The organism is uncultured Tateyamaria sp., from assembly GCF_947503465.1.
Taxonomy (GTDB): Bacteria; Pseudomonadota; Alphaproteobacteria; order Rhodobacterales; family Rhodobacteraceae; genus Tateyamaria.
Map to the genome: position 1 here is coordinate 1919416 of NZ_CANNDN010000001.1, position 21385 is coordinate 1940800.

Annotated in this window: 22 protein-coding genes; 12 read left to right on the plus strand and 10 right to left on the minus strand. The window is 64.5% G+C overall.

The features are described 5' to 3' along the window. The first annotated feature begins 26 nt into the window (after positions 1-26). The 7 genes from mreC (at position 27) to Q0844_RS09675 (ending at position 6467) form a co-directional block, all read left to right on the plus strand. The gene (gene mreC, locus Q0844_RS09645) at positions 27-917 is read left to right on the plus strand and encodes a rod shape-determining protein MreC (protein WP_299044274.1); all 891 of its coding nucleotides are present in this window, start codon (positions 27-29) and stop codon (positions 915-917) included. Further along, complete coding sequence (locus Q0844_RS09650) at positions 914-1456, plus strand: rod shape-determining protein MreD (protein WP_299044275.1); 543 nt, start codon at positions 914-916, stop codon at positions 1454-1456. The genes mreC and Q0844_RS09650 overlap by 4 nt, the downstream gene beginning before the upstream one ends. Beyond that, entirely contained in the window at positions 1453-3396 is a 1944-nt protein-coding gene (gene mrdA / locus Q0844_RS09655) for a penicillin-binding protein 2 (protein WP_299044277.1), read from the plus strand. Before Q0844_RS09650 ends, mrdA begins: the two co-directional genes overlap by 4 nt. Beyond that, positions 3393-4541: a rod shape-determining protein RodA gene (gene rodA, locus Q0844_RS09660; protein WP_299044278.1), complete on the plus strand. Its 1149-nt coding sequence runs from the start codon at positions 3393-3395 to the stop codon at positions 4539-4541. Before mrdA ends, rodA begins: the two co-directional genes overlap by 4 nt. Before the next feature lie 96 nt (positions 4542-4637). After that, positions 4638-5048 carry a VOC family protein gene (locus Q0844_RS09665; protein WP_299044280.1) on the plus strand — a complete coding sequence of 137 codons (411 nt, stop codon included), beginning with the start codon at positions 4638-4640 and terminating at the stop codon, positions 5046-5048. Beyond that, on the plus strand, positions 5045-5977 hold the full coding sequence (locus Q0844_RS09670; protein ID WP_299044282.1) for an NAD(P)-dependent oxidoreductase: 933 nt from the start codon (positions 5045-5047) through the stop codon (positions 5975-5977). Before Q0844_RS09665 ends, Q0844_RS09670 begins: the two co-directional genes overlap by 4 nt. Before the next feature lie 115 nt (positions 5978-6092). After that, complete coding sequence (locus Q0844_RS09675) at positions 6093-6467, plus strand: hypothetical protein (RefSeq protein ID WP_299044284.1); 375 nt, start codon at positions 6093-6095, stop codon at positions 6465-6467. A gap of 24 nt (positions 6468-6491) precedes the next feature. Here Q0844_RS09675 and Q0844_RS09680 read toward each other — a convergent pair whose 3' ends face one another. From Q0844_RS09680 to Q0844_RS09705, 6 genes are all read right to left on the minus strand, one after another. After that, positions 6492-8504: a M3 family metallopeptidase gene (locus Q0844_RS09680; protein WP_299044286.1), complete on the minus strand. Its 2013-nt coding sequence runs from the start codon at positions 8502-8504 to the stop codon at positions 6492-6494. 36 nt (positions 8505-8540) lie between these two features. Then, positions 8541-9593, minus strand: a complete 1053-nt coding sequence (gene moeB, locus Q0844_RS09685; RefSeq protein ID WP_299044287.1) for a molybdopterin-synthase adenylyltransferase MoeB — start codon at positions 9591-9593, stop codon at positions 8541-8543. Further along, a complete protein-coding gene (dut, locus tag Q0844_RS09690; protein ID WP_299044289.1) occupies positions 9593-10054 on the minus strand; it encodes a dUTP diphosphatase in 462 nt (153 codons plus the stop codon). Before dut ends, moeB begins: the two co-directional genes overlap by 1 nt. 51 nt (positions 10055-10105) lie before the next feature. Further along, positions 10106-11299: a bifunctional phosphopantothenoylcysteine decarboxylase/phosphopantothenate--cysteine ligase CoaBC gene (coaBC, locus tag Q0844_RS09695; protein WP_299044291.1), complete on the minus strand. Its 1194-nt coding sequence runs from the start codon at positions 11297-11299 to the stop codon at positions 10106-10108. Positions 11300-11587: 288 nt separating this feature from the next. Next, complete coding sequence (locus tag Q0844_RS09700) at positions 11588-12385, minus strand: ChaN family lipoprotein (RefSeq protein ID WP_299044293.1); 798 nt, start codon at positions 12383-12385, stop codon at positions 11588-11590. Further along, a complete protein-coding gene (locus Q0844_RS09705) occupies positions 12382-13260 on the minus strand; it encodes an RNA polymerase factor sigma-32 (RefSeq protein WP_299044295.1) in 879 nt (292 codons plus the stop codon). The genes Q0844_RS09700 and Q0844_RS09705 overlap by 4 nt, the downstream gene beginning before the upstream one ends. A 91-nt stretch (positions 13261-13351) precedes the next feature. On the opposite strand from Q0844_RS09705, the gene cobU reads away from it, so the two are divergent. The 4 genes from cobU to Q0844_RS09725 all read left to right on the plus strand — a co-directional run bounded on the left by cobU (position 13352) and on the right by Q0844_RS09725 (position 16813). Continuing rightward, the gene (cobU, locus tag Q0844_RS09710) at positions 13352-13873 is read left to right on the plus strand and encodes a bifunctional adenosylcobinamide kinase/adenosylcobinamide-phosphate guanylyltransferase (RefSeq protein ID WP_299045270.1); all 522 of its coding nucleotides are present in this window, start codon (positions 13352-13354) and stop codon (positions 13871-13873) included. Further along, positions 13870-14442 (plus strand): histidine phosphatase family protein, encoded by a 573-nt coding sequence (locus tag Q0844_RS09715; protein WP_299044297.1) that lies wholly within the window; start codon positions 13870-13872, stop codon positions 14440-14442. The genes cobU and Q0844_RS09715 overlap by 4 nt, the downstream gene beginning before the upstream one ends. A gap of 60 nt (positions 14443-14502) precedes the next feature. Next, positions 14503-15180 carry a glutathione S-transferase gene (locus Q0844_RS09720; protein WP_299044298.1) on the plus strand — a complete coding sequence of 226 codons (678 nt, stop codon included), beginning with the start codon at positions 14503-14505 and terminating at the stop codon, positions 15178-15180. A gap of 121 nt (positions 15181-15301) precedes the next feature. Next, a complete protein-coding gene (locus Q0844_RS09725; RefSeq protein WP_299044300.1) occupies positions 15302-16813 on the plus strand; it encodes a YifB family Mg chelatase-like AAA ATPase in 1512 nt (503 codons plus the stop codon). On the opposite strand, the gene Q0844_RS09730 is transcribed toward Q0844_RS09725, so the two are convergent. The 4 genes from Q0844_RS09730 to rsmI all read right to left on the minus strand — a co-directional run bounded on the left by Q0844_RS09730 (position 16783) and on the right by rsmI (position 20014). Then, positions 16783-17691, minus strand: a complete 909-nt coding sequence (locus tag Q0844_RS09730) for an alpha/beta hydrolase (RefSeq protein ID WP_299044302.1) — start codon at positions 17689-17691, stop codon at positions 16783-16785. The genes Q0844_RS09725 and Q0844_RS09730 overlap by 31 nt on opposite strands. Continuing rightward, positions 17688-18623, minus strand: a complete 936-nt coding sequence (gene gshB / locus Q0844_RS09735; RefSeq protein ID WP_299044304.1) for a glutathione synthase — start codon at positions 18621-18623, stop codon at positions 17688-17690. Before gshB ends, Q0844_RS09730 begins: the two co-directional genes overlap by 4 nt. Positions 18624-18728: 105 nt before the next feature. Continuing rightward, positions 18729-19136 (minus strand): YraN family protein, encoded by a 408-nt coding sequence (locus tag Q0844_RS09740; protein WP_299044305.1) that lies wholly within the window; start codon positions 19134-19136, stop codon positions 18729-18731. A 20-nt stretch (positions 19137-19156) separates the two neighbouring features. Further along, positions 19157-20014, minus strand: a complete 858-nt coding sequence (gene rsmI, locus Q0844_RS09745) for a 16S rRNA (cytidine(1402)-2'-O)-methyltransferase (RefSeq protein ID WP_299044307.1) — start codon at positions 20012-20014, stop codon at positions 19157-19159. A gap of 90 nt (positions 20015-20104) precedes the next feature. On the opposite strand from rsmI, the gene Q0844_RS09750 reads away from it, so the two are divergent. Next, positions 20105-21304, plus strand: a complete 1200-nt coding sequence (locus tag Q0844_RS09750; protein ID WP_299044308.1) for a penicillin-binding protein activator — start codon at positions 20105-20107, stop codon at positions 21302-21304. Positions 21305-21385: the final 81 nt, after the last annotated feature.

Consider the following 21385-nt stretch of genomic DNA (forward strand, 5'->3'; position numbering starts at 1 on the left):
GACCAAACCTTGAGGTGACATAAGCCTTGGCCAAGGACCGCGCACAGATAGACTACGGTGGCCCGCTCCGGCGGCTCGTCTTGGCTGTGCTGGTGTTGGTGCTGGCGGGCACGTTCCTGTTGTGGCGGATCGACAGCCCTCGGGTGGAACGGTTCCGCGCCCAGGTCACGGATCGGATCGTGCCCAACATGGACTGGGCGATGGCGCCGGTGACGGGCACCATCAACCTCTTCCGCGATTTCCAAAGCTATCGGCGCATTGCCGAACAGAACACCGAACTGCGGCGCGAACTGCGCCAGATGCAGGCCTGGAAAGAGGCCGCGCTTCAGCTCGAACAGGAAAACGCGCGGCTGCTGGACCTCAACAATGTCCGGCTCGACCCGCGGCTGACCTACATCACCGGCGTGGTGCTGGCGGACTCGGGCTCGCCCTTCCGCCAGTCCGTCCTTCTGAACGTGGGCGCCCGCGATGGCATCGTCGAAGGCTGGGCCACCATGGACGGCATCGGCCTCGTCGGTCGCATCTCGGGCGTGGCGCAGAATACGGCGCGGGTGATCATGGTAACCGATGCCTCCAGCCGCGTGCCCGCCATCATCCAGCCCTCGGGCCAGCGCGCCATCGTGGCGGGCGACAACTCCGCAGCGCCCCCGATCGACTTTCTGGAAAACCCCGATCTCGTGCGCCCCGGCGACCGGGTCATCAGTTCGGGTGATGGCGGTGTGTTCCCCGCGGGGCTGCTGATTGGCCAGGTCGCGGCCGACCCCGGTGGACGTCTGCGGGTGCGGCTGGCGGCCGATTACGAACGGCTCGAATTCCTGCGGGTGCTGCGCCACTATGGCAACGAACCCGTCACGGACGACAGCAACGTGCTGGCCCCCGGCGGCGCAGCCCTGCTTGAGACAGAGGCGACGGAATGAGCGACATCGCCCCCTCCTCGCGTCTGTGGACCATGCGCATCGCGTTTTCGGCGCTGGTCATGGTGATTGTGTTTCTGCACCTCCTGCCCCTGCAAACCGCGACGGGCGGGCTGATCTGGCCGGACTTCCTGCTGCTCTTTGCGCTTGCGTGGTCCGTGCGGCGGCCCGACTATGTGCCTGCCACGCTGCTGGCCGTGCTGTTCCTGATGGCGGACCTTCTGCTGCAAAGGCCGCCCGGGCTTTGGGCTTTGCTGGCCCTGATCGCGTGCGAGCAGATGAAAATGCAATCCCGCAGCCTGCGAGACGCCAGCCTCGCGTCCGAGATCGTTTCGGCCGTGCTGTGGATCGTGGGCATCGGCATCGCCTACCGCCTGGTCCTTGCGATCATGCTGATCGGCGTGCCCCCGCTGGGACCGGCGCTGATCCAGATCGTGGTGACAGCCGTTGCCTATCCACTGGCCATTGCGATCACCCATATGCTGATGGGCGTGCGCAAACCCACACCGGGTGACATCGACGGCAAGGGGGTGCGGTCATGAAACGGCCCCGCGTCGATCTTGAGGCCAACCACCGGCTGCTGACACGTCGGGCCGCGATCCTCGGTGGCGTGCAACTGGCCTTTATCGGTGCGCTGGGTGCGCGGATGCAGTTCCTGCAGGTCGATCAGGCCGATCAGTTCCGCCTGTTGGCCGAGGAAAACCGGATCAACATCCGCCTGATCCCCCCCTCGCGGGGCGAAATCTTTGACCGCAACGGGGTCCCGCTGGCGCGCAATGTGCCCAGCTACCGCATCGTTGTCGTGCGCGAGGATGCGGGCGATATCGAAGAAACCATTGCAAAGCTTGGAAAAATTGTCCCCCTGGACCCCGACGAGGTGGAGCGGGCGATGGCCGAGATGAAACGCTCGGCCCCGTTCCTGCCCATCACCTTTGCGGATGAAGTCCGTTGGGACGACCTGAGCCGGGTGAGCGTCAATGCCCCTGCCCTGCCCGGGGTCACGCCCGAGGTGGGCCTGAGCCGCGTCTACCCGTTGGGGTCGGACTATGCCCACGTGCTGGGCTATGTCGGCCCCGTCAGCGACTTTGATCTGGAACGGATCGAAGACCCGGACCAGTTGCTGCGCATCCCGCGCTTCCAGATCGGCAAGGTCGGCGTTGAAACCAAGCTGGAAGAGAGTTTGCGCGGCAAGGCGGGTGCGCGCCGGGTCGAGGTCAACGCCGCGGGCCGCGTCATGCGCGAACTGGACCGCAAGGAAGGCGTCGCGGGGGCGGACCTGCAACTGACCATCGACAGCAAGCTGCAAAGCTATGTGCAGGCGCGGCTGAATGGTGAAAGCGCCAGCGCCGTGATCATGGATGCGCAGTCTGGCGATCTGCTGGCGATATCCTCGGCACCGACCTATGACCCGAACCTGTTCGTGCGCGGGATTTCCAGTCGCGATTACAGGGCCCTGACCGAAAACAAATACCGGCCGCTGGCCTCGAAATCCGTGCAGGGCACCTATCCGCCGGGATCGACCTTCAAGATGATCACGGCCATGGCCGCGCTTGAGGAAGGGCTGATTGGCCCGGACGAGACGGTGTATTGCCCCGGCCACCTGGAAGTGGCGGGCCGCAGGTTCCACTGCTGGAAACGGGCCGGGCATGGCTGGGTCGATCTGCAAAACTCGCTCAAGCAGTCCTGCGACGTCTACTACTACGATCTGGCCGTCAAGGTCGGGATCGAGAAGATCACCGCCATGGCGAACCGCTTTGGTCTGGGCGAACGGCACGACATTCCCATGTCGGCCGTCGCCGAAGGCCTGACGCCCACCATGGATTGGAAACAGCGGGTGCACGGGCAGTCGTGGGTCGTGGGCGACACGGTCAACGCGTCCATCGGCCAAGGCTTTATGCTGGCCTCGCCCCTGCAACTGGCGGTGATGACGGCGCGCCTGGCGTCGGGCAACGCGGTGCGCCCGCGCCTGATCAAGACCATCGACGGGATCGAGCAGCCCTCGGGCCGGGGCGAGAGCCTAGGCATGAACGAAAACAACCTGCGCAAGATGCGCCGGGCGATGTACGAGGTCGTGAACGACCGGCGCGGCACGGCCTATGGCAGTCGCATCATCGAGGATGCGGTGCGTATGGCGGGCAAGACCGGCACCAGCCAGGTGCGCAACATCACCGCCGCCGAACGCGCGCGCGGCGTGACCCGGAACGAGGATTTGCCGTGGGAGCGCAGGGACCATGCGCTGTTCGTGAACTTTGCCCCCTATGACGACCCCAGGATCGCGGTTGCCGTGATCGTGGAACATGGCGGTGGCGGGTCCAAGGCCGCTGCGCCCATCGCCCGCGACGTGACCCTTCAGGCGCTCTATGGGGGCGAGCCGCCGCTGGACGCCTATCCCACCAAGGACCGGGACCGCATCAAGACCCAGCAACAGGTGCTGCGCGGCATCCAGCCCATCGCCAACATTGCGGGACGCGATCAGGCATGAGTTATCTTGAGTATACGGTCAAACATGTCCCCGCAGGGCCCCGCAAGATCCTGTATTTGAACTGGCCGCTGGCCGTGCTGCTGGCGGCGGTTGCCGGTGTCGGGTTCCTGATGCTGTATTCCGTGGCGGGCGGATCGTTCTCGCCCTGGGCCGAACCGCAGATGAAGCGGTTTGCCATGGGCTTTGTCCTGATGATGATTGTGGCGATGGTGCCGATCTGGTTCTGGCGCAACATGGCGGGCCTTGCCTTTGCGGGCACATTGGTGCTGCTGTTGGGGGTCGAATTCTTTGGCTCTGTCGGCAAGGGTGCGCAGCGGTGGATCGATCTGGGGTTCATGCGGTTGCAGCCATCGGAACTGGCCAAGGTCACCCTGGTCATGATCCTGGCCGCCTATTACGACTGGCTGCCCAGCCACAAGAAATCGCGCCCGTTCTGGGTGCTGGTTCCGGTTGTGCTGATCCTGCTGCCCGTCGCGCTGGTCTTGCGCCAGCCCGATCTGGGCACGTCCATCCTGTTGTTGGCCGCCGGGGGTGGAATGATGTTCGTGGCGGGGGTGCACTGGGCCTATTTTGCCGCCGTGATCGGGGCCGGTGTCGGCCTGATCACCGCCGTGTTCCAGTTTCGCGGGACCGAGTGGCAGTTGCTGAAGGACTATCAATACCGCCGGATCGATACGTTTCTGGACCCGGCGTCCGACCCTTTGGGCGCGGGGTATCACATCACCCAGTCCAAGATCGCATTGGGTTCGGGCGGCTGGACGGGCCGCGGGTTCATGCAGGGCACGCAAAGCCGCCTGAACTTTCTGCCCGAAAAGCATACCGATTTCATCTTTACCACGCTGGCCGAGGAGTTCGGGTTCATCGGGGCGTTTTCGTTGCTGGCGCTGTATGCGCTGATCATCCTGTTCTGCGTGGTGTCTGCGCTGGCCAACAAGGACCGGTTTGCGTCGCTGTTGACCCTGGGCATCGCCTTGAACTTTTTCCTGTTCTTTGCCGTCAACATGTCGATGGTCATGGGGCTGGCCCCGGTTGTGGGTGTCCCCCTGCCGCTGGTCAGCTATGGCGGGTCGGCGATGCTGGTTCTGATGCTGGCCTTTGGACTGGCCCAGAGCGCGCATGTGCACAGGCCGCGCCAGAGCTATTGATCGCGGGCGTTGACGCGGCCCATCACGGATCGCCGTTTTGCAATCGAGCATGGGCACGGTACACCCCCGGTGACAGACAATGACCGGAGGTGCCCCATGGCCTTGTTTCACCTTGCCTTCAACGTGTCCGACCTGGATGCGACACGTGCGTTTTATGGCGGCCTTCTGGGCTGTGCCGAGGGGCGCAGCACCGACACGTGGGTCGATTTCGATTTCTTCGGGCACCAGTTGAGTTGCCATTTGGGCAAGCCCTTTGACAGCGCGCCCACGGGCAAGGTGGGCAAGTGCGCGGTACCCATGCCGCATTTCGGGGCCGTGCTGCCGATGGCCGCGTGGCGGGCGCTGGCAGACAAGCTGGTGGCTGCGGGCGTGGATTTTGTCCTGGAGCCGCAGGTGCGGTTCGAGGGGGAGCCAGGCGAGCAGTCGACCATGTTCTTTATGGATCCGGCGGGCAATCCGATCGAGATCAAGGGCATGGCCGATCTGGACGGGGCGTTCGCCACATGAGCGTGAATGTCCTGTTCGCGGCGACCGAGGACCGGTGGGCCGAGTACGAAGACCCCCTGCGCAGGGAGATTGCCGCCGTGGGCGTCGACGCCCGTATCGCCACCGACATTCCGGCGGCCGAGGTCGATTACATTGTCTATGCCCCGAATTCCCAGGTGAAGGATTTCACCCCCTTCACCCGCGCCCGGGCCGTGTTGAACCTGTGGGCGGGCGTCGAGGCCATTGTGGGCAACCCGACCCTGCACCTGCCGCTGGCCCGCATGGTGGACCCTGCCCTTACCCAAGGGATGATCGAGTGGGTGACGGGCCACATCCTGCGTCTGCATCTGGGCATGGACGCGCATATCGGCGCGCCTGCGGGGACATGGGCGCCGGTGGCGCCGCCGCTGGCCTTTGACCGGCGCGTGACGGTGCTGGGTCTGGGGGAATTGGGCGCGGCTTGTGCCGTGGCCTTGGCAGCGCTGGGGTTTCAGGTGACGGGTTGGAGCCGGTCGCAAAAGGACATTGCCGGCATCTGCTGCCTGTCGGGCGACAACGGACTGGAGCAGGCCCTGCGCGTGGCGGAGTATTGCGTGCTGTTGCTGCCCAAGACACCCGCGACGGAAAACATTCTGAACGCCCGGACGCTGGCCTTGATGCCAGGCGGCGCGCGCGTTCTGAACCCGGGGCGCGGACAATTGATCGATGACGACGCGCTGCTGGCGGCCCTGGATGCGGGACATATCGATCATGCAACGCTGGATGTGTTCCGGGTCGAGCCATTGCCGACCGATCATCCCTATTGGACCCATCCGCGCGTGACCGTCACGCCGCATGTCGCGTCAGAAACCCGTGCCGCCTATTCCAGCAAGACCATTGCCGAAAACATCCGGCGCGGAGAGGCCGGAGAACCCTTTTTGCACCTGGTCGACCGCACCACAGGCTACTGAGACGCATTGTTTCAATCGCGTCACGCCCTGTTGTTTTGAACCATACGGTTCCAATCCCCATCTGTGGGTCAATCGAACGCTGCCACACACAGCCTGACCTATCGGAGTAACCGACGTGACCCATCTTGTGACGCGCAAGCTGCATGCGCTGATTGACTATCCCGTGGCCCTTGGCCTGATTGCCGCCCCCTTTTTGCTGGGCATAGGCATGGACAATGCCATCGCCTTTACCCTGTCGATCGCGACGGGAATTGCCGCCCTGTTGATGACCGCCATGACCGACCATGAAGCCGGTCTGCTGCCGGTCCTGAGCTACCGGGCGCATCTGGCCATTGACGGTCTGGTCGGGGCCAGTTTTGTCATGGCGCCGCTTGTCTTTGGATTTGTCGGGATCGACCTGGCCTATTACCTGATCGTTGGCGCGACCGTGCTGGCCGTTGTTGCCGCACATAAAGAGGACGACGTGCCCGTCGCCCATCCCGCCGAGTAACGACCTGCCCGGATTGGCCGCCGCCTAGGCGGCCAATCCCCGTCCCTTAAGCAGCGCCTCAACACCGGGCAAGCGGCCCCGGAACGCTGTATAAAGTTCCGCCGCATCCACACTGCCGCCCGTGCTGAGGATATGTTCCTCGAGCGCGGCGGCCTTTTGGGTGTCAAAGGGCCCGTCAGCTTCCTCGAACGCGGCGAAGGCGTCGGCATCCATCACTTCGGACCACATGTAGCTGTAATAGCCCGACGAATAGCCGTCGCCTGCAAACACATGCGCAAAATGCGGCGTGGCGTGGCGCATCCCGATGGCACGCGGCATGCCAAGGCTTTCGAGCACTTCGGCCTGTTTCTGCATCGGATCGGCGGGGGCCGGACCGTCGTGGAATTCGAGGTCCACGAGGGCAGAGGCCACATATTCGACCGTGGCAAACCCCATGTCGTAGGTTGCTGCCGCCAGCACGTTGTCAAGCATGGCTTGCGGGATCGCCTCGCCCGTCTCGGAATGCACCGCGAATTCGTGCAGCACCTGCGGCACTTCGAGCCAATGTTCGTACAGTTGGCTGGGCAGTTCCACAAAGTCGCGGGCCACGGACGTGCCGCTGATCGACTCGTATGTCACATTGGACAGCATCTGGTGCAGGGCGTGGCCAAATTCGTGAAAAAGCGTGCGCGCATCGTCATAGGACAGCAGCGCCGGGTCACCCTTGGCAAAATTGCACACATTGATGACGATCGGCGTTTGCGGTTTCGGAAACTTGGCCTGCGCCCGCATCGCGGAACACCACGCGCCCGAGCGTTTGGAGCCGCGCGCAAAATAGTCCCCGATGAACACCGCCACATGGGCACCGCCGCGCGTCACCTCCCACGCGCGGCAATCGGGATGATAGAGCGGAATGTCCAGGGGCTTGAATTCAAGGCCAAAAAGCCTGGTCGCGCAATCGAATGACGCGGCGATCATCCGGTCCAGCTGGAAATAGGGTTTGACCTCTGCCTCGTCCAGATCGTGCAGGTCCTTGCGGCGGCGTTCTGCATAAAAGCGCCAGTCCCACGGTTCGAGCGGGCCGTCGATGCCATCCGCCTTGAGCATCTGTTCCAGAGCCCAGGCATCCGCGTTGGCCTGGGATTTTGCGGGTTCCCACACGGCCATCAGCAGGTCACGCACGGCCGCCGGCGTTTTTGCCATCTCGGTTTCCAGCTTGTAGGCGGCGAAAGTGTCGTAGCCCAGCAGCTTGGCCCGTTCTTCGCGCAGCTTGAGGATTTCCGCGGCGATGGCGCGGTTGTCCGTGTCGCCCCCGTTGGCCCCACGGGCGGTCCAGGCGCGGTACGCCTTTTCGCGCAGGTCACGGCGGGTGGAGAATTGCAGGAAGGGAACGATGATGGACCGTGACAGCGTGACAACGGGGCCGTCTGCATCCTTTTCCGCGCCCGCAGTCCGGGCCGCGTCGACGACGAAGGCGGGCAGGCCTGCCAGGTCGCCCTCGGCCAGCGGCATGAACCAGTCCCGTTCATCCGCGAGCAGGTTCTGGGTGAAGGCGGTCCCGAGCTCGGCAAGCCGCCCCTTGATCTTTTTCATCCGCGCCTCTTCCGCGCCGTCGAGGGCGGCGCCGGAGCGGACATAGCCGCGATGCGTCAGCATGAGCACACGCTGCTGTTCGTCCGTCAGGTCCAGATCATCGCGCGCGTCCCAGATCGTTGCGATCCGGGCAAACAGCGCCTTGTTGCTGGAGATATCGGCGAAATGCGCGGCCAGCCTGGGCGAAAAGTCGCGTTGCAGCCCTTCGCGCACCGGGTTGCTGTCGGCCCCTGCAACGGTGAAGAACGTGCCTAGGACCTTGTCCAGCCCGTCGCCTGCGGCTTCCAGTGCTTCGATCGTGTTGGCGAAGGTGGGCGCGTCATCGGCGTTGGCGATGGCGTCAATCTCGGCCTTGTGCGCCTTGAGCGCTGTGTCCAGCGCCGGGGCGAAATCGTCATCGGTGATGGCGTCAAAGGGGGCGATCTGGAACGGCGTGTTCCAGTCTTGCAGCAGCACGTTGGTCATGGGCAAATCTCCTTTGAACATGATGTAGGGTGGGGTTCACCCCGCCGCTATGTCTTTGCAGATGTCACAGTCGTTTCGACGGGCCAGCGCGATCTTGCGGCTTTCGCCATAGAGTGCGTCGTAGATCACCATTTCGCCGCGCAGGGGCGTGCCTGCGCCGGTGATCAGCTTGATCGCCTCGACCGCCATCATTGATCCCACAACCCCCGGCAGCGGGCCGATCACGCCTGCCTCGGCACAGTTTGGCGCAAGTTCGGGTGCGGGGGCTTCCGGAAAAATGCACTTGTAGCAGGGGGCATCATGGGCGGGATCGAAGACGCTGACCTGCCCTTCCCACTGTGTGAGCGCGCCCGAGATCAGAGGGATGCCCGCCCGCACCGCAGCCGCATTCACGCGGTAGCGTGTGTCGAAATTGTCGGTGCCGTCGATCACCAGATCATATTCCGCCACCAGATCGTTCGCGATGTCGTCCGTCAGGCGGCGATGATAGGGGCGCACGGTGACAAAGGGGTTCTGCGCTTCCATCGCGCCTTGTGCCGAGAACACCTTGGGCATGCCGATGCGCGCGTCGGTGTGGATGACCTGGCGCTGCAGGTTGGTGTTTTCGACCGTGTCGTCATCGACCACCCCGATGGTGCCGACACCGGCTGCCGCCAGGTATTGCAGCACCGGTGCGCCCAGACCGCCCGCGCCGATCACCAGCACCGATGCGTCCTTGAGCCGCTTCTGGCCCACGCCGCCGACCTCGCGCAGCACGATGTGGCGGGCGTAGCGGTTCAATTCGGTGTCCGTGAACGGACCCTGAGGCGCTGGCGCGACCCTGGCCTCTGCCTCCTCGGCGCGGCCTTTCAGCTTGCGCAGGATGGCCCGGTAGCCAACCGCGAGGGCCGCAAAGCCGCCGATGATCAGCCACAACGCCGGGCTTTCGCCGGTGGCCATCCGGAACGGGTGCCCGTCCGGCAGCGCAACCTGGAGCGCCAGCACCAACACGTAAAGCAGGCCAATCATCAGCCAGCGGGCCCGATACGGCGCCTTCATGGCGTGGCCTATGCCCCAAAGAAGTCCCGCAAGCACCAGAACCAGAAGCATCAGCCGCGCCCCGTGGACCCAAAGCCGCCCGCGCCGCGGGCCGTGTCATCCAGCGTTTCGACCTGTTGGAACGTCGCCTGGACCACCGGGGCCACCACCATCTGCGCGATCCGCATGCCGTGGGTGATGTCGAACGCCTGGTCGGAGGTGTTGAGCATGATCACCCCCACCTGCCCGCGATAGTCGCCGTCGATCGTGCCCGGGCTGTTGACCAATGCGATGCCATGTTTGAGGGCCAAGCCGGAACGCGGGCGCACCTGCACCTCGAAGCCATGCGGGATTGACAGTGCCAACCCGGTGGGGATCAGCGCGCGCATGGCGGGGGCCAGCGTGACCCCCTGCCGGTCGGGAAAGTTCGCCCGCAGGTCCGCGCCCGCCGCACCATCCGTTTCATAACGGGGCAGGGCAATGGCGGGATCGGACCCGGCGACACGCATGATTTTCAGGGCGATTGTATCCATCTTCACCTTGCCAAATAAACTTGAATCCCGCGACGGCCAGACGCGATCCGCCTAGCCCAGCGCGTTCGCGATCCTCTGGGCGAGCCGTGTCGCCACATCTGCCTTGGACATGCGCGGCCACGGATCAGACCCCTGGTCGGTGATCAGGATCACGGCATTCTCGGGTCCGCCCATGATCCCCGTCTCGGGCGAGACATCATTCGCCACGATCCAGTCACACCCCTTGCGCGCGCGCTTGGCCGTCGCGTGCGCCACCACGTCATGTGTTTCTGCCGCAAAACCCACAACAAGTCCCGGACGGCCCGTGGCCAACTGCGACACGCCGGCAAGGATGTCGGGATTTTCCGCAAATGTGAGAACCGGCAGGCCATCCTTTGATTTCTTCAGCTTCTGATCACTGGCCGAGGCCACGCGCCAATCGGCGACGGCGGCGGCAAAGATGGCGGCATCCGCAGGCAGGGCCGCGTCGACCGCATCCTTCATCTCGTGGGCGGTTTCGACGGCCACGATTTTGACGTCGGCGGGCGGTGCAACATCCGCTGGGCCGGTTACGAAGGTCACATCCGCCCCCAGCGCGACAAGGGCGCGGGCCAGCGCCGTGCCCTGCGCGCCGGAAGAGCGGTTGGCGATGTAGCGCACCGGGTCAATGGGTTCATGGGTAGGGCCAGACGTCACGATGACATGTTTGCCTGTCAGGGGCCTGGGGCCGAAATGCCCTTCGACCGCGGCCACGATCTCAAGCGGTTCAGACATACGCCCCGGGCCAAATTCGCCGCAGGCCATATCGCCGTCATTGGGGCCCACGACAGCCACGCCGTCGCCCGCAATCCGGGTCAGATTGCGCTGGGTTGCAGGATGGTCCCACATGCGCACGTTCATGGCAGGCGCGATCATCACCGGCGTGTCCGTGGCCAGCAGGAGGGTCGAGGCCAGATCATCCGCCCGGCCCTGTGCCATCTTGGCGATGATGTCTGCCGTAGCGGGCGCCACCAGGATCAGATCGGCCGAGCGCGACAACTGGATATGCCCCATCTCGGCCTCGTCCGTCAGGTCAAAAAGATCACGATAGACCTTTTCCCCGGCCAGCGCCGCCACCGACAGCGGCGTCACGAACTGTTCTGCCGCGCGGGTCAGGACAGGGGTCACCGCCGCCCCGCGTTCGCGCAGGCGCCGGATCAGGTCGAGCCCTTTGTAGGCCGCGATCCCTCCGGTCAGGATCAGCAGAATACGTTTGTCTTGCAGCATGTTGGCGCGTCCGGCTGACTGTGGTTGGTGCGACCATAGGCGCAGACCGGCGCGAGGGCCAGAGGGGGGGGACAGCGCCCAGCCCCCGCGGCCCGCAACCGCGCCCCCGGGATATGTCAGAAACAGAGCATGGGAACCGTCCGTGCAATTCTGTGGGGCGCGGGTTCACGTCCTACCGGCGGAACCGCGCACCGGGCCGGGCACGCTGCCGGATACGCTTTGGCGCAAGGCGCGGGGCGTCACATCCCCAAATCAGCGCCCTGCTTCCGGTTCAGACCGGCGCGGGCGCTATTGCCGGAACACGGCGCACGGGTCATCCCGATCCGGGCTGGGCGCGCCGTTCAGTGTCCATGAAAACACCCCGTCCGGCGGTTCCTGCCGTTCGCCCTGGCCCACGCTGGTGATCGCGAGGGCGGGCCGGGCACGCGACAGGTAGAGCGGTACGCCCCAGTCCATGCGGGCATGCCCATTGCCGGTGATCAGCAGAACGGGGCGGCCATAGGTGTCGAGGGCCTCGATCACAGTGCGGGCAAAGGCCGCGTCGCGCAGGCGTTGTGCCTCGACCATGCCGCCCATCATCTCAAGCGGCATCGCCTCGCAATGGGCGTCGAACTGGTTCAGTTCCCGGATCGCCTGTTCGTCTTCGGGCAGTGCCTGGTCAAGGCCGTAGGTGGCGGCACCGTCGCCAAACACGACCGCCGCACCGTCTGTAAACGCGTCACGCATGTCGGCGCGGGGCAGAGCGGCCCCGACGATCACGGGACTGGCCGACAGAATGCCGGCATAGTCCGAAATGTTCGACCAGTGAAACCCTTGCGTGGCAGCAACCATGCTGTCCGGGTCGCGTGGTGTTTCGCGAAGTGCTTCGGCCTCTTCCGGGGTCAGCATTTCGAACACGACCGCCTTGGGCATGATGATGCGGGTGGCCTTGGCCTGTTCCGCGTGATGCGCGGGGTTGTCGTGGACTTCCCCCAGGATCAGCACGTCCCCGGAGAAATCAGACCAGTCGGTCGCGCCAAACAAAACTGCCGCCGGCGACAGGGTCGCGACGGCGGCAAGCAATGTGGTTCTGATCCATGTCCTCATACGAGGAAATGATGGACCTCGCGGCTTTGGTTTTCCAGAGCCTTGCGCATCTTTGTGAACGCCGCTGCTTCAAGCTGGCGCACACGTTCCTTGGACAGGCTCAGTTCCTGGCCCAGGCTTTCCAACGTGCGGGGGTCTTCGCGCAGCTTGCGTTCACGGACGATGAACCGTTCGCGTTCGTTCAGGCCATTGAGGGCAAGAAGCAGCCATTCCCGCAGCTGTTCGGTGTCATGCGCATGTTCGACCGCCTCGGCCGCCTGTTCGCTGTCATCCTCCAGCGCATCAATCCATTCGCGTCCTTCGTCATCGACGGATTGCGTGGCATTGAGCGAATAGTCGGACCCCGACAGGCGCCCTTCCATCATCTCGACATCATGCAGGGGCACGCCAATCTCGGTCGAGATCATCTGGCGCAGCTGGTGCTTGTCGAGCGTTTCGCCCGCCGCTGCGCTTTCACGTTCCAGCCGGGCCTGCACGCGGCGCATGTTGAAGAACAGCGATTTCTGGCTGCTGGTCGAACCTGTGCGCACCATGGACCAGTTCCGCATGACATAATCCTGGATCGACGCCTTGATCCACCACACCGCATAGGTCGAGAACCGGACCCCGCGGTCGGGATCGAATTTGTCCGCCGCTTTCATCAGGCCAAGGCCCGCTTCCTGGATCAGGTCATTCATGGGCGCACCATAGCGCTTGAACTTGGACGCCATCGAAATCGCCAACCGCATATAGGCCGTGATCAGGCGGTGCAACGCCGCCTCGTCGCGGTCATCCCGCCATGCATAGGCGAGCCTGAGTTCCGTTTCCGCGTCAAGCAGTTCAGCCTTCATGGCCGTGCGGGACAGGGACATGTCGCGGGCAGTATCCAATGGCATTTGGTCATCCCCCTGGATGGTTATGCTTGTTTTGCGCACTTGATCTCTTTACGCGTGAGCGCCGCAATTGGTTCACTTGGAAGATGAAAAAATGTTGCCTGACCTTACCCTCGTGCTAGGTGGCGCTGCTTCGGGCAAGTCACAGTGGGCAGAATCTCTCATTCTTAACAGCAGGTTAAATCCGATCTACCTGGCGACATCACGAATTTGGGATCAAGAGATGCAAGCCAAGGTTGATCTGCACAAGGCGCGCCGTGGCGCGGAATGGGTGACGTTGGACGCATCTGCCGGAGTTTCGGGCGGGCTGGGCGCCGTAACTGTGGACCAATGCGTGCTTCTGGATTGCGCCACGATGTGGCTGACGAACCTGATGATGGACGAGACCGACATTGATGCGGCGCAGGCCCGGTTGCTGGACGACCTGCGCCGCTGCGCGGCACCCGTTGTCGTCGTGTCGAACGAGGTGGGTCAGGGGATTGTGCCCGACAACGCCCTTGCACGCCGGTTTCGCGAAGCGCAGGGGCGGTTGAACATTGCGTTGGCGGCACAGGCGAATGCGGTGTGGCACGTGCTGGCGGGCCTGCCCCAATTGCGCAAGGGGGACAGCTCGTGACAACCTGGCATTGGGTGCGGCATGGGCCCACCCATCAAAAGGCCTTTACCGGGTGGCGCGATGTGGGTGCGGATCTGGGTGACACCAGCGCCATTGCCCGGTTGGCGGCGTATCTGCCCCGGGACGCGCTTGTCATATCCTCTGATCTGACGCGGTCGGTGGAGACCGCGACCGCCCTTCAGCAAGACCGCCATCGTCTGTCCCATGACCCGGCCCTGCGCGAGTTTCATTTTGGCGTCTGGGATGGCGTTCATTTCTCCACCGTCGCCGAATGGCATCCAGAGGTCAGCCGCGCCTATTGGGAAACCCCGGGGGACGTGACACCGCCCGGCGGCGAAAGCTGGAACACCTCTGCCGCGCGTGTCGCGATGGCAGTCCGCAGGATCGAAGCGGCCCATCCGGGTCGCGATATTATCGCGGTGGCACATTTCGGGGTCATCCTGACCCAGGTTCAGGCGGTGCTGGGCATCACGGCCCAAGACGTGCTGGCCCACACCATCGACCCCCTATCGGTCACCAGGCTGAACCGGGCGACCGGGCAGGCAGAGGTCATAAATCACCGCCCGTGATGCCTGTCCTCACAAATCAGCGTTGGGCAAAGGACGCGCCGAGCGCCTAGCCTGCGGGCCATGACCTATGACCTCTATATCGGCGACCGCACCTTCTCGAGCTGGTCGCTTCGTGGCTGGCTGATGCTTGAGAAGTTCGGCCTGCCTTTTCGCAACCATATGATTGGGCTGTATTCCGGGACCATGGCGGACGACATGACGCCGCTGGCCCCTGCGAGGCTGGTGCCCGCCTTGCAATTGCCCGATGGCACCGTGGTGGGCGAAAGCCTTGCCATGGCGGAAACGCTGGCCGAGCAGAACCCGAAAGCAGGGATGTGGCCCGCTGACCCCGCCGCCCGCGCCACGGCCCGGTGGCTGTGCGCCGAAATGGTGGCCGGGTTCACCGCGCTGCGCGGCGCCTGCCCGATGCAGTTGCAACATGTGAACGAAGGGTTCGAGGTGACGGATGACGTGCGGGCCGATCTGGACCGTATCGAAACGCTCTGGACCCATGCGGCCGGGTTCCGGACCGATGGCCCATGGCTGTTTGGCGCCTATTCCTTGGCGGACGCGTTCTATGCCCCGGTCTGCGCGCGGATGATCGGGTACGATCTGCCAGTGTCCGACATGGCCCGCACCTATTGCCGGACCACGATTCAGGACGTCGCATTTCAGACCTGGCGCGCCGAAGGGCAAAAGATCACCTATGATCCGTTCCCCTATGACATGGGATTGAACACGCGGCCGTGGCCTGCCTAGCGGCGCCTTCAGACGCCACTCGTCCAAGAAACACAAGACGCGGCAGTGCACCCCCAAGGCCCGTTAACCAATCGTAAACCGTGCGGCGCTAGCCATTAACCATCTTGGAAGAGGTGGTGATATGGTCGCACGGGCCTATACGGTGGCATTTCAGGGCGTCGATGCGCGCGAGGTCGAGGTGCAATGCGCCATGACGCCGGGGTTGCCTGCCTTTTCCATCGTGGGACTGCCGGACAAGGCCGTATCCGAGGCGCGCGACCGGGTGCGCGCGGCGCTGACCGCGATGTCCATCGCGCTGCCGTCCAAGCGGATCACGATCAACCTGTCGCCCGCGGACCTGCCCAAGGAAGGGTCGCATTTCGACCTGCCCATCGCCCTGGCCCTTCTGGCCGCCCTTGGCATCCTGCCCGAAGACACGGTGGAAGGCACCGTGGCCCTGGGGGAGTTGTCCCTTGACGGCACGCTTGTCCCTGTCCTTGGCGCGCTGCCTGCGGCAATGGCCGCCGCCGAACAGGATCGCGGATTGCTGTGCCCGGCCGGATCAGGGGCCGAGGCGGCCTGGGTCGATGCCACCCGGGTCATTGCGGCCGCGTCCCTGGGTGACGTGGTGCGACATTACACCGGGCAGGTGCCGCTGGAGCCCGCCAAGGCGGGACAGATCGCCAGTGGCACCGGCCTGCCCGATCTGCGTGATGTCAAAGGACAGGAACGGGCCAAGCGGGCGATGGAAGTGGCCGCCGCCGGTCGACATCATTTACTGATGGTGGGCACGCCCGGATCGGGCAAGTCCATGCTGGCCGCACGTCTGCCGGGCATCCTGCCGCCGCTGTCGGCGATGGAGGCCCTTGAGACGTCGATGATCCACTCGTTGGCCGGACTGCTGGATGCAGGCGGGATTTCGATGGATCGCCCGTTTCGCGAACCGCATCACACGGCGTCCATGGCTGCCATCATCGGCGGCGGGCGCGGTGCAAAGCCCGGAGAGGTGTCATTGGCCCATAACGGCGTTTTGTTCATGGACGAGTTTCCCGAATTTCCACGCACGGTCCTGGAAACGCTGCGCCAACCGATCGAGACGGGCGAAGTGATGGTGGCGCGCGCCAACAACCACGTGAAGTACCCCTGCCGGTTCATGCTGGTCGCCGCCGCAAACCCTTGCAAATGCGGCTACCTGTCTGATCCAAGCCGGGCCTGCGGACGCGCCCCGGCCTGCGGAGACGACTACATGGGCCGCATTTCGGGCCCGCTTATGGACCGCTTTGATCTGCGCGTGGATGTGCCGCCGGTGACCTATACGGACCTTGACCTGCCTGCGACAGGCGACAGTTCGGCCACGGTCGCGGCGCGCGTGGACGCGGCGCGCAAGGTGCAGGCCGGGCGGCTGGAGGGAACCGGGATGCGAAGCAATGCGGATCTGTCCGGCGCAGCCCTTGATACATTTGCCGCCCCAGACGCCGAAGGTCGCGACCTGCTGACCAAGGTGGCCGACCGGTTCGGGCTGTCGGCGCGCGGCTATCACCGCGTTCTGCGGGTGGCGCGGACCATTGCCGACCTTGATGGGTCGGATGCGGTCCGCAAACCGCATGTGGCCGAAGCGGTCAGCTACCGTGTGGGTGCCCTGGCCCCTGTCTGAGCCCTGATCCATGTGGCCAGTGCGGACAGCGTCGCGCGCGCCTCGGGCAGCGTGTTTTGGAAGATGGGCCAGACATGGGGCAGGTCACGCTCTTCCACATAGGTCGTGTCGACGCCCTGGCCCTGCAACCGCGCGGCCATGCGGCGGCTGTCGTCCACCAAAAGCTCGGTATCGCCGGCCGTGATCCAGACCGGTGGCGCGCCGGTGAAATCGGCAAAAAGCGGGCTGGCGCGTGGGTCATCCCGGGCCGCACCGCCAAGATACATGTTTGCCATGTCATCGACCCGCTCGACCGGCAGTTCGACCTCGGATTGTGCATTGTCGCGGATGCTGGCCCCCGAGAAGGTCAGATCGGTCAGCGGGGACAGGGCAAAGACAGCGCAAGGCAAAGGCGCCCCGTCGGCCAGCAGCGTGGCAAGCAGCGACAGGGCCAGCCCCCCGCCCGCGCTGTCGCCACCGATGACAAGGGCCCCGTCCCTGGCGCGGCAGGCGTCATATGCGGCGCGCGCATGATGCAGGGCCGCGGGAAACGGATGTTCGGGGGCCAAAGGATAGCGCGGCAGAACGGCCTGGGCCCCGGCGTGCCGCGCCAGGGCCGCGAGCATCGCGCCATGGGTGCGCGGTGAGCCGAACACGTAGCCACCGCCGTGGAAATAGAGGATCGTCAGGTCGCTTGGCTGGCGGCGCGGCGTGGCCCACAACGCCTCTGCATCGGCCAGCCTGTCCCAGGTCAGCTGCATGGACCAGGGCGCGTGAAAAAAGAGGCGCGCCTTGGTTTCAAAGCTGCGGCGCAAAACCTCCGGGCTGGCGGCGCGGCGAAGATGCGGCTTTTCCGTCAGACGCAGGTACTGGTTTAGAAGGGGGCGCAGCAGGCTCAAGCGATCTTGGCCTCGATCGCCTGCCAGATCTTTTCGGCAATGTTGACCCCGTCAAAGCGCTCGAGTTCCTGAATGCCGGTGGGCGAGGTCACATTGATTTCGGTCAGGTAGTCGCCGATCACGTCGATACCGACAAAAACCTGGCCCTTTTCCTTCAAAAGCGGTCCGATGGCGGTGCAAATCTCAAGGTCGCGATCCGACAGGCCGATCTTTTCCGGGCGCCCGCCGACATGCATGTTGGACCGCGTCTCGCCTTCGGCCGGAACGCGGTTGATTGCGCCGACCGCCTCACCGTCCACCAGGATGACGCGTTTGTCGCCATTTGACACGTCGGGCAGGAATTTCTGCACAATCAGTGGCTCGCGGCTGAACCCGGTAAACAGCTCGTGCAGCGAGGTGAGGTTGCGGTCATTGGCGTCCAGGCGGAACACACCGGCGCCGCCATTGCCATAAAGCGGCTTCAGGATGACATCGCCATGCCTGGCCTTGAACGCCTTGATCGTGTCCAGGTCGCGGGCGATGGTCGTGGGCGGGGTGAGGTCCGGGAAATCGAGGACCAGCAATTTTTCGGGATAGTTGCGGACCCAAAAGGGGTCATTGACCACCAGCGCCTGCCCCTTCAGACGATCGAGCAGGTGGGTCGAGGTGATGTAGTGCATGTCGAACGGCGGGTCCTGGCGCAGCCAGATCACGTCGAACTCTGCCAGATCGACCTCTGTAAAGGGCCCCAGATGCGCATGGTCGCCTTGCACACGCTGGACCGTGAAGTCGTGGCCGCGCGCGGTGATCCGTCCCTCTTGATAGGCCAGTTGATCGGGCGAGTAGAAAAACAGGGAATGGCCCCGTGCCTGCGCCTCTTCGGCAAGGCGGAAACTGCTGTCCGCATTGATGTCCACGGCCCCGATCGGGTCCATCTGAAAGGCAATCTTCATGGCGCAACTCCGCAAGTCTGTGCGCCCTAGATGGCGCAGCGGGCGCGGTCACGCAATGGCAAGGCGATGTGCAGGTGCGCAGAACAGGGTGCGCGGCCCCTGGGGTCAGGCGGCGAAGGCGTTTTCCAGAATGTCCAGTGCGCCCGTTTGATCAACGAGCGCGACATCGAAACGGACATCTGTCAGCGCCCCATTGGGCGTGGTTGCCAGATATTCTTCGGCAGTCGCGTATAACCGCGTGATCTGGGCCGGGGTCAGATGTGCGGCGGCCGATGCAAAGCTTTTGCTGGCTTTGACCTCGACCATCACAACGCCGACGGCGGTCGAAAAGATCAGGTCGATTTCACCGCGCCGACCGCGCCAGCGGTCCGCGACAAGGCGATAGCCTGCGGCCACATAGGCGCGCGCAACGATATCTTCGGCTGCAAGGCCGGCATGATAGGCAGTGTGACCGCGTGCGACGCGTGTCCCGACCGGTTGTGCGGAGTCAAAACCGCGTTCGTGGCGCGCCATGGCGATCCCCTGCCTTGTGTTTACATGTCGCGGGCCAGTTCAAGCGCCCGCTGATAGACACGCCGCCGTGGCACATTCAGGCTTTCCGCCACGAAAGACGCCGCATCCTTGACCGACATATCAGTCAGGGCCGAGCTTAGCGCCTGATCAATGTCTTTTTCGTTAACGGCCGACTTGTCGGCCCGGCCGATCAGAACGACGATCTCTCCCTTGACCCGTTGGTCTGCGTAGTGATCCGCCAGTTCTCCCAGTGGGCCCGACCGCACTTCTTCGAACCGTTTGGTCAGCTCGCGGCACACGGTCGCGGCGCGGTCAGTCCCGAGGACAGCCGCCGCATCCGCCAAGAGAGCCCCGAGCCGCTTGGGCGATTCGTACAGAACCAGCGTGGCTGCCAGACCGCCCAACCCCTGCAGCGCCTTTGTCCGCGCGCTGCGTGTCGCTGGCAGGAAGCCGCCAAAATGGAAGGCATCCGTCGGCAATCCCCCGACCACCAGCGCCGTCAAAACCGCCGAAGGACCCGGCGCGCATGTCACCGGAACGCCCGCTGCGCGCGCCGCCCGCCCCAACTCGAATCCCGGATCAGCGATCAGCGGCATGCCTGCTTCAGACGCGTAGGCCACGCTTTTTTCCACGGCCTGTGCCACCAGCCGGGCCACCTGACTGCCCTTGGAATGCTCATGCAGCGCTTCGATGCGGCGCCCGTTCAGCGGCACCGCGTGGATGTCCATCAGCTTGCGCAGGCTGCGCGTATCCTCGGCCACCAGCACATCTGCCGACGCCAACACATCCAGCGCCCGCAAGGTGATGTCACGGGCGGTGCCAATGGGCACCCCAACGAACCACACCCCCGGTGCAAGGGGAATTTTGACATGATTCAAAGCTGGACCCGCCTAACCTTACGTCTATTATCCGCCCGAAATGACCGGGCAGGCCAATGTCATGCCCTGCAATGTTGGGAGTGACAGTTCATGTTTGCGTTTTTCAATAGGCTGCGCAAGGCAGCGCGGCGGGCGGTGTTGCCTGTTGCAGCCCTGGCCTTGGCCGCATGCGACCCCGCGGCCCTCGGAGGCCTGGGCGGTGTTGCAGGCGGTGGTGGTGGTCCCCGCATCGATACGGCCAAGCCGGTGCCCGTGGCCCTGCTTGTTCCGCGTGGCTCGGGCCAACCCAGTGACGAGCTGCTGGCCAACAACCTGGAAAACGCGGCCCGGCTGGCGATGCGTGATCTGAATGGTGTGCAAATCGACCTGCGCGTCTATGGCACCGCGGGCAACGCCCAAACAGCGGCAAGTCAGGCCGCGCAGGCCGTGAATGACGGCGCGCAGATCATCGTTGGTCCGCTCTATGCCGAGGCCGCCAATGCCGCAGGTGTCGCCGTGGCCCCGCAAAACGTGAATGTGCTGGCCTTCTCCAACAACACGACCATCGCGGGCGGCAACGTCTTTGTCCTTGGATCAACCTTTGCCAACACGGCCAACCGGCTGGTCAGTTACGCCGCGAGCCAGGGCAAGGACCGGGTCGTGGTGGTACATGCACAGGACGTCGCGGGCCAGTTGGGCCGCAATGCCATCCAACAGGCCATTTCGCGCAGCGGAGCCACGCTGGTCGGAACCGTTGACTATCCGCTGTCCCAACAGGGCGTTGTGTCCGCCGTCCCGCGCGTCAAGGCCGCCGTAGATGGTGCCGCCGCCAACGCGGTGTTCATGACCGCGACCACTTCGGCCGGTCTGCCGCTGTTGTCACAGCTCTTGCCCGAAGCAGGCGTCACCCCGGCCACGACCCAGTTCGTGGGCATCACACGTTGGGACATCCCCCCCCAAACGCTTGAGTTGCCGGGCGTGCAGGGAGGGTGGTTCGCGCTGCCTGACCCGAACCGTGCGGGGGCCTTCAGATCGCAATACCAGGCAGCCTATGGCAGCGCCCCGCACCCGCTGGCGGGCCTTGCCTTTGACGGTATCGCCGCCATCGGCGCCCTGGTTGCCCAAGGCAATGCGGGGGCCTTGACCGGGTCTGCGTTGACGCAGGGATCGGGATTTCAGGGTGCATCGGGCATCTTTCGTCTGCGCCCTGACGGCACCAACGAACGCGGTCTGGCCGTGGCCACGGTGCGCGACAACCAGGTCATCGTGATTGACCCGGCTCCGCGGGCCTTCGGGGGCGCGGGCTTCTGAGGATGCCCAAACGGAGACCGATTTGAGCGACACCGCCCTGCAGGCGCCCCGTACGCCTGACCAGCATCTGATCTGCACCGC

Coding starts and splice junctions, on each gene's coding strand:
- Q0844_RS09650 (WP_299044275.1), top strand. CDS start 914: ATGAGCGACATCGCCCCCTCCTCGCGTCTGTGGACCATGCGCATCGCG.
- mrdA (WP_299044277.1), top strand. CDS start 1,453: ATGAAACGGCCCCGCGTCGATCTTGAGGCCAACCACCGGCTGCTGACA.
- rodA (WP_299044278.1), top strand. CDS start 3,393: ATGAGTTATCTTGAGTATACGGTCAAACATGTCCCCGCAGGGCCCCGC.
- Q0844_RS09665 (WP_299044280.1), top strand. CDS start 4,638: ATGGCCTTGTTTCACCTTGCCTTCAACGTGTCCGACCTGGATGCGACA.
- Q0844_RS09670 (WP_299044282.1), top strand. CDS start 5,045: ATGAGCGTGAATGTCCTGTTCGCGGCGACCGAGGACCGGTGGGCCGAG.
- Q0844_RS09680 (WP_299044286.1), bottom strand. CDS start 8,504: ATGACCAACGTGCTGCTGCAAGACTGGAACACGCCGTTCCAGATCGCC.
- moeB (WP_299044287.1), bottom strand. CDS start 9,593: ATGCTTCTGGTTCTGGTGCTTGCGGGACTTCTTTGGGGCATAGGCCAC.
- dut (WP_299044289.1), bottom strand. CDS start 10,054: ATGGATACAATCGCCCTGAAAATCATGCGTGTCGCCGGGTCCGATCCC.
- coaBC (WP_299044291.1), bottom strand. CDS start 11,299: ATGCTGCAAGACAAACGTATTCTGCTGATCCTGACCGGAGGGATCGCG.
- Q0844_RS09700 (WP_299044293.1), bottom strand. CDS start 12,385: ATGAGGACATGGATCAGAACCACATTGCTTGCCGCCGTCGCGACCCTG.
- Q0844_RS09705 (WP_299044295.1), bottom strand. CDS start 13,260: ATGCCATTGGATACTGCCCGCGACATGTCCCTGTCCCGCACGGCCATG.
- cobU (WP_299045270.1), top strand. CDS start 13,352: ATGTTGCCTGACCTTACCCTCGTGCTAGGTGGCGCTGCTTCGGGCAAG.
- Q0844_RS09720 (WP_299044298.1), top strand. CDS start 14,503: ATGACCTATGACCTCTATATCGGCGACCGCACCTTCTCGAGCTGGTCG.
- Q0844_RS09725 (WP_299044300.1), top strand. CDS start 15,302: ATGGTCGCACGGGCCTATACGGTGGCATTTCAGGGCGTCGATGCGCGC.
- gshB (WP_299044304.1), bottom strand. CDS start 18,623: ATGAAGATTGCCTTTCAGATGGACCCGATCGGGGCCGTGGACATCAAT.
- Q0844_RS09740 (WP_299044305.1), bottom strand. CDS start 19,136: ATGGCGCGCCACGAACGCGGTTTTGACTCCGCACAACCGGTCGGGACA.
- Q0844_RS09750 (WP_299044308.1), top strand. CDS start 20,105: ATGTTTGCGTTTTTCAATAGGCTGCGCAAGGCAGCGCGGCGGGCGGTG.